The organism is Streptomyces sp. NBC_00667 (assembly GCF_036226825.1).
Lineage (GTDB): Bacteria > Actinomycetota > Actinomycetes > Streptomycetales > Streptomycetaceae > Streptomyces.
Genome location: NZ_CP109022.1, coordinates 4,688,404 through 4,700,492, shown reverse-complemented (window position 1 = coordinate 4,700,492; position 12,089 = coordinate 4,688,404). Strand labels below are relative to the sequence as shown.

The following is a 12,089-nucleotide window of genomic DNA, read 5'->3' as shown; positions in this document are numbered from 1 at the left end:
GGGCGGCGGCCCGGAGTGCGGGGCGGGCGGGCCCGCGGCCGCGGCGCGCGTACGGCCGCCGGCCCGGACCCGGGGGGCCGGATGGGTACCGTACACGCCTGTTGCGGAACCGATCCCCCCGCATTCGGCCCCGGCCACACCGCCGGAACCCGCTGCCGATCCGGGGCGCGCGGGCCCGTGGGCCGGGGCGGCCCCTCCCCCGCAAACCCGCGGCGGCGGACTGGCATCATCGGCGGTATGACAAGTTCGCTGCCGCTCCTGCCCCCGCACGCCCGCGTCTTCGTCGCCGGCCACCGCGGCCTCGTGGGGTCCGCGGTCGCCCGGCGGCTGACCGCCGACGGCCACGAGGTGCTCACCCGCAGCCGCGCCGAGCTCGACCTGCGCGACGGCGCCGCGACCGAGGCGTACCTGCGGGACGTCCGCCCGGACGCCGTGGTGCTGGCCGCCGCCAAGGTGGGCGGGATCATGGCCAACAGCACCTACCCGGTGCAGTTCCTGGAGGACAACCTCAAGATCCAGCTCAGCGTCATCGCCGGGGCGCACGCCGCCGGGGTGGGCCGGCTGCTGTTCCTCGGCTCGTCCTGCATCTACCCCAAGCTGGCCCCGCAGCCCATCAGCGAGGACGCCCTGCTGACCGGCCCGCTGGAGCCGACCAACGAGGCCTACGCCCTCGCCAAGATCGCCGGGATCGTGCAGGTCCAGTCGTACCGCAAGCAGTACGGCGCCTCGTACATCTCGGCCATGCCCACGAACCTGTACGGCCCGGGGGACAACTTCGACCTGGAGTCCTCGCACGTCCTGCCCGCGCTGATCCGCCGCTTCCACGAGGCCTCGGCCGAGGGGCGCGAGGAGGTGACGCTGTGGGGATCGGGCACCCCGCGCCGGGAGTTCCTGCACGTCGACGACCTCGCCGCCGCCTGCGCGGTGCTGCTGGAACGCTACGACGGCGACGAGCCCGTCAACATCGGCTGCGGCGAGGACCTCACCATCAGGGCACTGGCCGAGACGGTCGCCGAGGTGACCGGCTTCGAGGGCCGGCTCGCCTGGGACACCTCCAAGCCGGACGGGACGCCCCGCAAGCTGCTGGACGTCACCCGCCTGACCTCGCTGGGCTGGAAGCCCGGCATCCCGCTGCGCGACGGCATCGCGTCCACCTACCGCTGGTGGCTGGACTCCCCGATGTCGCGCTGATCGCAAGGCGGGCCCCTCAGTACGCTCCGCGGCCGTCGACGACGGCGCGGAGCGTACGGCCCATGACGTCGACATCGCTGGTGAAGGACCAGTTGTCGACGTACTGCAGATCAAGCTGAATCGTTTCGTCCCAGGACAGGTCCGACCGTCCGCTGATCTGCCACAGGCCCGTCATACCCGGCCGCACGCTCAGACGGCGCAGCTCGGTCTCGTCGTACCGGGCCACCTCCTCGGGCAGCGGCGGGCGCGGGCCGACGAGGGACATGCTGCCGGTCAGCACGTTGAACAGCTGCGGCAGTTCGTCCATCGAGGTCCGGCGCAGCAGCCGGCCCACCCGGGTCACCCGGGGGTCCCGGCGCATCTTGAACATCAGGCCGTCGTTCTCGTTGGCCCCCGCCAGTTCCGGCTTCAACCGGTCGGCGTCCACGACCATCGTGCGGAACTTCCACATGACGAACGGGACCCCGTCACGCCCGATCCGGCGCTGGCTGTAGAAGGCCGGCCCGCGCGAGCCGAAACGTATCGCCAGCACCAGCGCGAGGAAGAGCGGCGACAGCAACAGCAGCCCGACGGCGGCCCCCGCCCGGTCCAGCGCCGACTTGAGCAGCGGTTGCACGCCCCTGCGCACGGGCGGCGCGATCCGCAGCACGGCGAGCCCGCCGGCGGAAAGGGTCTCCAGCCGCTTGACGGATATCTCCACCAGGCCGGGGAAGACGGCCAGTTCGAGCCCGGCGTCGTGCAGCGCCCAGGCGACCCGGCGCAGCCGGTCCCCGGCGATCCGCACGCCCGGGGCGACGAGCACCAGGTCGGCGTGGTGGCTGCGGACGGCGCCCAGCACCGCGGTGGCGTCCTCGTTCGGACCGTAGGGGGCCGCGTCCAGGCGGGCCGCGACGGGTACGCCGCTGTCCAGCCGGCCTTCGCCGACCGGGACGACGCCGACGACCACGTAGGGGTGGTCGGTGCGCGAGGCGAGGTGCGCGATCACGCCTTCGGCGGCCTCGGGTTCGCCGACGACCAGGACCCGGCTGACCGCCTGGGCCTCCCGGCGGGCGGCGAAGAGGTGACGGTAGGTCAGTTTGTGGCAGGCGACGGTCACGAGCAGGGCGGGCAGCAGCGCCCCCAGCGCCGCCAGCCGCGGGGTGCTTTCGCCGGTCACCACACGGGCGACGGCAAGGACACCGATCAGAATCAGCCAGTCGTGGACGACGGGCAGCACTCCGCGGGACTCACCGAGCGTCCGGGTCGCGTACCGTCGGCGCAGCGCCTGTACCGCGGTCCACGCGAGGGCCGCACCGACCGCGCAGTAGACGGGCCGGGCCTGCTGCGCCGCGTCGAAGACGAGTCCTACGGGGACGGCCGCTCCCAGGAAGTCGGCCGTGACCGCCGCGGGAAGGTACCAGCGGGCCTTGTCGACGAGCCGGCGCGGAGGCGCCGAACTCGACGCGGTCGGATCGACGGCCGTCCCGGCCACTCTTTGCGCAGGAAAATGGACATGCCTCATGGGCCCCCCTGGCACGTGGTCTATGTCAGTGGCGTGTGCCCGCGGCTTCCCCTGGCGACGAGCATCTGACGCACCGGGAAACAGTACGACAAACACCCGTACGGTAAATGCCGTTTGCGTTAACGAGGTCCCCCGTTGCTCAAGTGTTAGCAACCGGTATCTGTAGTTCCGGCTGTTTCGGCTCCTCCTCTCACACAAAAGTGAATGGTTCGGATACCGGATACGTCTCTTCGGACAACGGACTGTTTCCAGCCAACCTTTTGATGTGGCCCTGACATCGACGCCCGCAGGTGACACTCTTCGACCGTTCATCGCACGAGCCCTGATCTGCCCGGAGGCCCACCCAGCCGTCCGGAACCCCCCTTGCAGAAGGAGTTTGCGTTGAGTCACACCCCCCAGCGGCGCGCCACCGCGGCCGGCGCCCTCGTCGCCGCCGCGGCCCTGCTCGCCGTAGGCATTCAGGCCGGAACCGCCAACGCCGACGCCACCGCGTCGTCGCAGTCCACCAAGGCGGCTCAGCCCAACCCGGGCGCGGCCGCCCGCCTGCTCAGCGCTTCGGAGCGTGCGACGCTCCTCGCCGATGCCAACTCGACCACGGTGCAGGCGGCCAAGGCCCTCGGCCTCGGCGGCAAGGAGCGCCTGGTCGTCCGCGATGTGGTCCAGGATGCCGACGGCACCACCCACACCACGTACGAGCGCACGTTCGACGGCATACCCGTGCTCGGCGGTGACCTGACGGTCCACGCCAAGGGCGGCGTCACCAAGAGCGTGACCAAGGCCACCAACCACGAGATCAGCGTGGCGGACACCAGCCCCTCCGTCGCCCCCTCGGCGGCCGAGAGCCAGGCCGTCTCCTCGGCCAACGCCGCGGGCGCCAAGCAGGCCAAGCCCTCCAAGAACGCCCGCAAGGTGATCTGGGCGGCCGAGGGCGCGCCGGTCCTCGCCTTCGAGACCGTCGTCGGCGGCCTCCAGGACGACGGCACCCCGAGCGAGCTGCACGTGGTCACCGATGCCAAGACCGGCGCGAAGATCACCCAGTGGCAGGCCATCGAGACCGGCACCGGCAACACCATGTACAGCGGCCAGGTCACGATGGGCACCTCGCAGTCGGGCAGCAGCTACACGCTGACCGACGCCGGGCGCGGCGGCCACAAGACCTACGACCTCAAGGGCGGCAGCTCCGGCACCGGCACGCTCTTCACCAACACCACGGACGTCTGGGGCAACGGCGCCGCCTCCAACCGCGAGACGGCCGGTGCGGACGCCCACTACGGCGCCCAGCTGACGTGGGACTACTACAAGAACGTGCACGGCCGCAACGGCCTGCGCAACGACGGTGTCGCCCCGTACAGCCGGGTGCACTACGGCAACGCCTACGTCAACGCGTTCTGGGACGACGGCTGCTTCTGCATGACGTACGGCGACGGCACCAGCAACACGCACCCGCTGACGTCCATCGACGTGGCCGCGCACGAGATGACGCACGGTCTGACCTCGGTCACCGGCAACATGACCTACAGCGGTGAGCCCGGCGGCCTGAACGAGGCGACCTCCGACATCATGGCGGCGAACGTCGAGTTCTACGCCAACAACCCGCAGGACGTCGGCGACTACCTGGTCGGCGAGAAGATCGACATCAACGGCGACGGCACCCCGCTGCGCTACATGGACAAGCCCAGCAAGGACGGCGGCTCCAAGGACTACTGGTCCTCCAGCCTCGGCGGCCTCGACGTCCACTACTCCTCGGGCCCGGCCAACCACGTCTTCTACCTGATGTCCGAGGGCTCCGGCGCCAAGGTCATCAACGGCGTCAGCTACAACTCGCCGACCTCGGACAACCTCCCGGTCACCGCGATCGGCCGCGACGCCGCCGCGAAGATCTGGTTCCGCGCGCTGACGGTCGGCTACTTCAAGTCGAACACCAACTACGCCGCCGCCCGCACGGCGACGCTGCAGGCCGCCGCCGACCTGTACGGCCAGGGCTCGACCACGTACAACAACGTGGCCAACGCCTGGGCCGGCATCAACGTCGGTGCCCGCATCACCTCCGGCGTCTCGGTCACCCCGATCGCCAACCAGACCACCCAGGTCAACACCGCCGTGAGCCTGCAGGTCCAGGCGACCAGCACCAACGCGGGTGCGCTGAGCTACGCGGCGACCGGTCTGCCGGCCGGCCTGTCGATCAACTCCTCGACGGGTCTGATCTCGGGCACCGCCACCACCGCGGGCACGTCCAACGTGACCGTCACGGTGACCGACTCCGCGGGCAAGACGGGTACGGCGTCCTTCACCTGGACCGTCGGCACGGTCCAGCAGAGCGTGTTCGAGAACACGAACGACTACCAGATCGCGGACAACTCGACCGTCGAGTCCCCGATCACGGTGACCCGCACGGGCAACGCCCCGAGCACCCTCAAGGTGGACGTCAACATCGTCCACACCTACGTCGGTGACCTGCGGGTCGACCTGGTCGCCCCCGACGGCTCCGTCTACAACCTGCGCAACCGCAGCGGCGGCAGCGCGGACAACATCGTCCAGAGCTTCACCGTGAACGCCTCCTCCGAGGTCGCGCAGGGTGTCTGGAAGCTGCGGGTGGCGGACCTCGCCTCCGCGGACACCGGCTACATCAACAGCTGGAAGCTCACGTTCTGACCCCGACAGGGGTGACGGGGGCCGAGCCGAACCCAGGCTCGTCCGATTGATCGCGGGGCCGCCCGGGAGACGACCTCCCCGGGCGGCCCTGTTCCATGACGGTTCCACGAACGGTTCCACGAACGGTTCCACGACGCGCAAGGGCCCGGCACCACGGGGGTGCCGGGCCCTTGCGCGTCATCCGGTCGGCAGGTCCCGCGGCTGCCGGCCAGGTCGGGTCAGTCAGGTCAGGTCAGGTCGGGTCAGTCGATGGCGCCGAAGATGCGGTCGAACATGTCGCCCTGCTCGCCGGTGCGGCCCTGCTCCTCTTCGCGCCGGTCCTGCTCCTCGCGGGCCTGCTGCTCCATACGGGCCTGCTCGTCCCGCTGGGCCTGGTCCTGACGGCCCCTCTCCTCCTGGCGGGTCTGCTCCTCGCGCTGGGCCTGGTCCTGGCGGCCCTGCTCGTCGCGGGCCTCCTCGTCGCGGGCCTCCTCGTCGCGCGCCTCCTCGTCGCGCGCCTGCTGGTCCTGAGGGGCCTGCTCGTCGCGGGCCTGCTCCTCACGGGCCTGCTCGTCGCCGGCCTGCTCGTCGGCCGGCTGCTCGTCGGCAGGTTCGTCCGTGCGCGGCTTCATCATCTCCTGCATGGCCGGCTTGGCGCCGTTGTGCACCGGCGCCCCCGCCATGCCCGGCCCGGCTTCGTGGCGGCGGCCCCGGTCCTCGTCGCCGTTGCCGGACTCGTCGTCATTTCCGTCGTGGCGCCCGCCGTTCCAGTCGTCGCCGCGTCCGTCGTGGCGGCCCTCGCGGTCGTCGTCGTCCGTCGGCTTGAAGAGCACCGAGCGGACCTGGACGCCGTGCGCCCGCTCCCCCGGCGCGAGCGCCCGCTCGGCCCGCTCGCCGCACTCACGGTCCCGGAACAACACCGCCAGCGACTCCGTCTCGTTGCGCACGGTGGTCGCCGGGTTCTCCCACGAGGTGCCCGTCAGCCTGTAGCAGGTGTCGTTGTCCGCCGGGCGGATCTGGCGGTGCTCGTTGCCGCCGGCCTCGTCGTCGTCATCGTCATCGACGAGGTACTCCAGGCGGCCGAGCGGGCGACGGCCGTCATCGTCGTCGTGATCCGCCGCCAGCGTGGCGCCGGCGGTGGGCAGGACGATGGCGAGGGCACCGAGGAGTGCGGCGGCGGTGGTACGAGCACGCATGAAGAGTCCGTTCTCTGGTCGGCTGGAACGCCGGGTCCGGTGGCTTCCAGCGGGCAGCGTAGGAGCGGACGATTCGGATGAAACGATTCAGCGTGCCCAGCGCGTTCGAAGGTTCACCCTCCTGGATCGGTCGGCGGGGCCCATACGGCAGTCACCGCGCCGACCGGCCCCACGGCCTCCGCCGCACCCCGCGCTCAGACCCGGTCCACCACCGCCACGGCCTCCGCGGGCCGGCCCCCGGCCTGCGGCCCGCCCGCGCTCCGCCCCGCCGAACGGATCAGCAGCACCGCGGCGAGGGCGCCCAGCAGACCCATCGCCCCCGAGGCCACGAAGGTCTCGCGCAGCCCGCTCACGAAGGCCGCCTCCACCCAGGCCTTCGCCGCCGGGGCGGCGGCCAGCAGCCGCCCCGCCCCGCCGGACGCCAACGCCTCCGCGGTCCCGCGCGCCCGACCGGAGCCGGCCAGCCCGTCCGCCAGCCCGGCGTGGAAGAGGGAGCCGAGCACCGCGATGCCGAAGGCCATCCCCAGCTGCCGCGCCGTGTTCAGCGCGCCGCCGGCCATGCCCGCCCGGGCCGGGGCCACCGCCCCCATCGCCGTGGCCGCCAGCGAGGGGATCGCCGCGCCCACCCCGGCCCCCGTCATCAGCAGGCCCGGGACCAGCGCCGGCCAGCCGTCGCCCGCGTCCAGCATCCAGGCCTGGAGCAGCGCGCCCGCCCCGATGAGCGCCAGCCCGCCGCCTATGGTCAGCCGCGCCGGGGCGCCGTGCAGGAGCCGGCCGGCCAGCGCCGAGACGAGGAACGAGGCGAGGCTCAGCGGTACCACCACCAGGCCCGCGCCGACCGGGCTCATCCCCTCGACGGACTGGAGCCAGAGGGAGACGTACATGAGGTACGAGAACGCCGCCCCGGACAGCAGCAGCGCGGCGGCCATGACCCCGACGAAGGTACTGCTGCGGAACAGCGAGAGGTCCAGCATCGGGCGGGCGGTGCGCAGTTCGACGAGCACGAAGACGGCGAAGGCGGCCGCGCCGAGGCCGAGGAGGCCGAGGGTGGAGGCGGAGGTCCAGCCGTTCTCGCCGGCCCGGATCAGCGCGTACGTGACGACCCCCGCGCCCGCGGTGAAGGCGGTCATACCGGGCAGGTCGAGGCCCTTGGCGTGCGGGTCGCGGGAGTCGGTGACCGCCTTGAGGGTGACGTACACCGCCAGGGCGCAGACGGGCAGGTTGATGTAGAAGATCCAGCGCCAGCCGAAGTGCTCGGTCAGCAGCCCGCCGATGATCGGCCCGGCCGCGGCGGCGGCGCCGTTGACCGCCCCCCACACGCCGAAGGCGATGCCGCGGTCGCGGCCCTGGTAGGCGGCGCTGAGCAGGGCCATGGTGGTGGCGAACATCGCCGCGCCGCCGAGGCCCTGTACGGCGCGGAAGGCGATCAGGGCGGCAGGGCCGGTGGCGAGGCCGCAGGCGAGCGAGGCGGCGGCGAAGAGCACGAGACCGCCGAGGTAGACGCGGCGCCGCCCGATCCGGTCGGCGAGGGAGCCCGCGCCGAGCAGCAGGGCGGCCAGCGCCAGGGCGTACACGTCCATCACCCACTGGAGGGCGGAGAACCCGGTGTGCATGTCGGCGGCCATGTCCGGCAGGGCGACGGTCACGATCGTGACGTCGACCAGGAGCATGAAGGCCCCCAGACAGACCGCCGTCAGCGGCAGCCACTTGCGCATGAATCTCTCCTCGTGGGGGTTTGGCGTCATCGGTGACCCCAAGTTCTCAGCGCGGTCCCGCATTCCACACCCGGCACCCGTCCGCCGACGGATTTCCGTCATGGACGGCTCTGGGATGATGGAAAGCATGAACCGAACCGCACCGAACGAGGAGCTCGACCTCCTCGACCGCTCCCTGATCCAGGCGTTGATGATCGACGGACGGGCCTCGTTCAGCCGGCTCGCCGAGGTGCTGGAGGTCTCCGACCAGACGGTGGTGCGCCGTTACCGGCGGATGCGGTCCGGGGGCCTGATCCGGGTGGTCGGACTCCCCCTGGGCCGCCGCGTCGGGCTGTTCGAGTCGTGGCTGCGCGTGCAGTGCGCGCCCGACGCGGCGCTGGTGGTGGCCGGGGCACTGGCCCGCCGGCCGGACATCTCCTGGGTGAAGCTGGGCTCGGGCGGGACGGAGATCCACTGCCTGACCAAGGCGCGCACCCGCGCCGACCGCGACGGCCTGCTGCTGGACAAGCTCCCCCGCACCCGCCGGGTGACCGGGGTCAGCGCGCACACGCTGCTGCGGGTCTTCGTCGGCGGCCCGGAGCGGTGGTGCGGGCTGGACGTGCTGCGGCCCGACCAGGCCGCGGCACTGGAGCGACCGCCGGTCCCGCAGGGGCGGGAACGGCACACCCTGGACGAGGTCGAGCTGGCGCTGCTGTCGGTGCTCGGCCGGGACGGGAGGGCCGGCTACCCCGAACTGGCGCGCGCCTCGGGCCTGTCGGAGTCCACCGCGCGTCGCCGCCTGGAACGGCTGCGGGATCTCGGGGCGCTCTACCTGGACGTGGAGCTCGTCCCCGCCCGGCTCGGCTACGAGGCGGAGGCCACCTTGATGCTGACGGCGGCGCCCTCGCGGCTGGCGGAGGCGGGCGCGGCGGTGGCCCGGCACGAGGAGGTGCCGTTCGCCGCCGCGGTGACCGGGGCGGCGAACCTGCTGGCCGTGGTGGTCTGCCGGGACACGGACGCGCTGTACACGTACCTGACGGAACGGATCGGCGCCGTGCCCGGCATCGAGCGGGTCGAGGTGATCCCGACCCTGCGCAACATCAAGCGGGCCGGGATGCTGGTCGAGGACGGACGGCTGGTCGACCCCTGAGTCCGGGTCCGGGCCCTGCCGCCCTGCCCCTGGGGCCTTCCCCGCCGCCCGTCCCCGCGTTCCTCACCTCAGCAGCATCCCGCCCGCCGCGTCCGCGTCGGCGCCGGCGTCCTGCGGGCCCGCGACCAGGCCGAGTTCGGCCGGGCTCGCCAGCAGCGGGTGCGCGGGCAGGATCCGTACGGTGTAGCCGAAGGGCCCCGTACGGTCGAGGGCGAGCGGGCCCTCGTAGACCCAGCGGCCCTCCAGGTCGGGCCCGGAGGCCGGTTTCAGCGGGAAGGTCCGGGCGGCCTGGATCACGTCCTGCGCGTCCACCCGGCCCGCGACGGCCTGCACCTCCACGTCCTCCGGCGCGAGCGCGTCCAGCGCCACCCGCACCCGCAGGGTGAGCGTGGCGCCCAGCTCGGCGGTCCCGCCGACGGGCGCGGCGGCGAGCGCCTCCACGTGCTCGACGGTGACCCGGGGCCAGCCCGCGCGGACCCGGCCCTTCCACCAGGCGAGGTCCCGGGCCGCCTCCGGGTCGAGGGCGCGGTGGGCGAGCGCGGCGGGGGCGTAGAGGCGCTCCACGTACTCCCGCACCATCCGCCCCGCCAGCACCTTGGGCCCCAGGGAGACCAGGGTCCGCCGGACCATCTCGATCCACCGTTCCGGCAGTCCGCTGCGCCCGGCCCGGTCGTAGAAGCGGGGCGCGACCCGGCTCTCGATCAGCTCGTAGAGGGCGTTCGCCTCCAGGTCGTCGCGCCGCTCGACGTCGGTCCCGGCCCCGTCGGCGGTGGGGATGGCCCAGCCGAAGTCGGGCTCGAACCACTCGTCCCACCAGCCGTCGAGCACGGAGAGGTTGAGGCAGCCGTTGAGCGCCGCCTTCATCCCGCTCGTGCCGCAGGCCTCCAGCGGGCGCAGCGGGTTGTTCAGCCAGATGTCGCAGCCCGGGTAGAGCTTCTGCGCCATGGCCATGCCGTAGTCGGGCAGGAAGACGATCCGGTGCCGCACCCGCGGGTCGTCGGAGAACCGCACCAGTTCCTGGACGAGTCGCTTGCCGCCGTCGTCGGCGGGGTGCGCCTTGCCCGCGACCACGATCTGCACCGGCCGGTCCGGGTCCAGCAGCAGCCGGCGCAGCCGCTCCGGGTCGCGCAGCATCAGCGTGAGCCGCTTGTAGGAGGGGACGCGGCGGGCGAAGCCGATGGTCAGCACGTCCGGATCGAGTACGCAGTCCACCCAGCCCAGCTCGGCGTCCGCGGCCCCGCGCTGCTTCCAGGAGGCCCGCAGCCGGTCGCGCACCTCCTGCACCAGCTGCTCCCTGAGCACCCGGCGCAGGTCCCACACCTCCTGGTCGGCGATGGCCGACACGGCGTCCCAGCGCGGGGACCCGCCGACGGACAGCGCGTCCTCGGTCCGGCCGGCCCCGATCTGGCGCGCGCCGAGCCGCATCACCTCGGGCGCCACCCAGGTCGGCGCGTGCACGCCGTTGGTGATGGAGGTGATCGGCACGTCGACCGGGTCGAAGCCGGGCCACAGCCCGGCGAACATGCCGCGGCTGACGGCGCCGTGCAGGGTGGAGACGCCGTTGGCGCGCTGGGCGAGGCGCAGGCCCATGACGGCCATGTTGAACACCCCGGGGTCGCCGCCGGGGTAGGACTCCGCGCCCAGTTCGAGGATCCGCTCGACGGGTACGCCGGGCAGTTCGCCGCCCTCGCCGAAGTGCCGGGCGACCAGGGCGCGGTCGAAGCGGTCGATGCCGGCGGGGACGGGGGTGTGCGTGGTGAACACGGTGCCGGCGCGGACCGCCTCGACGGCGGCGTCGAAACCGATACCCTGTTCACCTTCGAGTTCCCTTATGCGTTCAAGACCGAGGAAACCGGCGTGTCCCTCGTTGGTGTGGAACACCTCGGGGTCGGCGTGACCGGTCAGCCGGCAGTACGTCCGCACGGCGCGGACCCCGCCGATGCCGAGCAGCATCTCCTGGAGCAGCCGGTGGTCGCTGCCACCGCCGTAGAGCCGGTCGGTCACCTCGCGGGCGGCGGTGTCGTTGTCCTCGACGTCGGAGTCGAGCAGCAGCAGCGGGACCCGTCCGACGCGGGCTTGCCAGATGTGCGCGTGCAACGACCGGCCGCCGGGCAGGCCCAGGGTCACCCGGGCGGGCGTGGCGTCGGCCTCGCGGACGAGGGCGAGGGGGAGCTCGTTGGGATCGAGGACGGGGTAGTGCTCCTGCTGCCAGCCGTCACGGGAGAGGGACTGGCGGAAGTAGCCGTGGCGGTAGAGCAGTCCCACGCCGATGAGCGGGACGCCGAGGTCGCTGGCGGCCTTGAGGTGGTCGCCCGCGAGGATCCCGAGCCCGCCGGAGTACTGCGGCAGGGCTGCGGTGATGCCGAACTCGGGCGAGAAGTAGGCGATGGCGGCGGGCAGGTCCCCGCCGTTCTCGTGGGTCTGGTACCACCTCCCGCCGTGGACGTAGTCATCGAGGTCGGCGGCGGCCACGGCCAGCCGCCGCAGGAACCGCCGGTCGCCGGCGAGCTCCTCCAGGCGGCCGGCGGACACGGCGCCGAGCAGTCGCACGGGATCGCCGGCAGCGGCCTGCCAGCCCTCGGGGTCGACGGATTGGAAGAGTTCGCGGGTTTCCGCGTGCCAAGACCAGCGCAGGTTGCGCGCGAGGTCTGCCAGTGGCAGCAGCGGCTCGGGGAGGACGGGGCGCACGGTGAATCGACGGATAGCCTTCACGTGTTCCACCTTCG

General features: G+C 72.6%; 7 protein-coding genes. 3 read left to right on the top strand and 4 right to left on the bottom strand.

The features are described from left to right. Positions 1-237 precede the first annotated feature (237 nt). Positions 238-1,191 carry a GDP-L-fucose synthase family protein gene (locus OHA81_RS21920; protein WP_329198429.1) on the top strand — a complete coding sequence of 318 codons (954 nt, stop codon included), beginning with the start codon at positions 238-240 and terminating at the stop codon, positions 1,189-1,191. Between the two features lie 16 nt (positions 1,192-1,207). On the opposite strand, the gene OHA81_RS21915 is transcribed toward OHA81_RS21920, so the two are convergent. Next, the gene (locus OHA81_RS21915) at positions 1,208-2,692 is read right to left on the bottom strand and encodes a sugar transferase (RefSeq protein ID WP_329198427.1); all 1,485 of its coding nucleotides are present in this window, start codon (positions 2,690-2,692) and stop codon (positions 1,208-1,210) included. A gap of 381 nt (positions 2,693-3,073) precedes the next feature. Here OHA81_RS21915 and OHA81_RS21910 point away from each other — a divergent pair, with 381 nt between their 5' ends. Continuing rightward, a complete protein-coding gene (locus tag OHA81_RS21910) occupies positions 3,074-5,344 on the top strand; it encodes a M4 family metallopeptidase (protein WP_329198425.1) in 2,271 nt (756 codons plus the stop codon). A 242-nt stretch (positions 5,345-5,586) separates the two neighbouring features. On the opposite strand, the gene OHA81_RS21905 is transcribed toward OHA81_RS21910, so the two are convergent. Both OHA81_RS21905 and OHA81_RS21900 read right to left on the bottom strand, forming a co-directional pair. After that, a complete protein-coding gene (locus tag OHA81_RS21905) occupies positions 5,587-6,519 on the bottom strand; it encodes a hypothetical protein (protein WP_329198424.1) in 933 nt (310 codons plus the stop codon). A gap of 194 nt (positions 6,520-6,713) precedes the next feature. After that, positions 6,714-8,234, bottom strand: a complete 1,521-nt coding sequence (locus OHA81_RS21900) for an MFS transporter (RefSeq protein ID WP_329198422.1) — start codon at positions 8,232-8,234, stop codon at positions 6,714-6,716. A gap of 127 nt (positions 8,235-8,361) precedes the next feature. On the opposite strand from OHA81_RS21900, the gene OHA81_RS21895 reads away from it, so the two are divergent. Continuing rightward, positions 8,362-9,363: an Lrp/AsnC family transcriptional regulator gene (locus OHA81_RS21895; protein WP_329198420.1), complete on the top strand. Its 1,002-nt coding sequence runs from the start codon at positions 8,362-8,364 to the stop codon at positions 9,361-9,363. A gap of 63 nt (positions 9,364-9,426) precedes the next feature. Here OHA81_RS21895 and glgP read toward each other — a convergent pair whose 3' ends face one another. Next, positions 9,427-12,075, bottom strand: coding sequence for an alpha-glucan family phosphorylase (glgP, locus tag OHA81_RS21890; RefSeq protein ID WP_329198418.1), 2,649 nt, complete (start codon positions 12,073-12,075; stop codon positions 9,427-9,429). Positions 12,076-12,089: the final 14 nt, after the last annotated feature.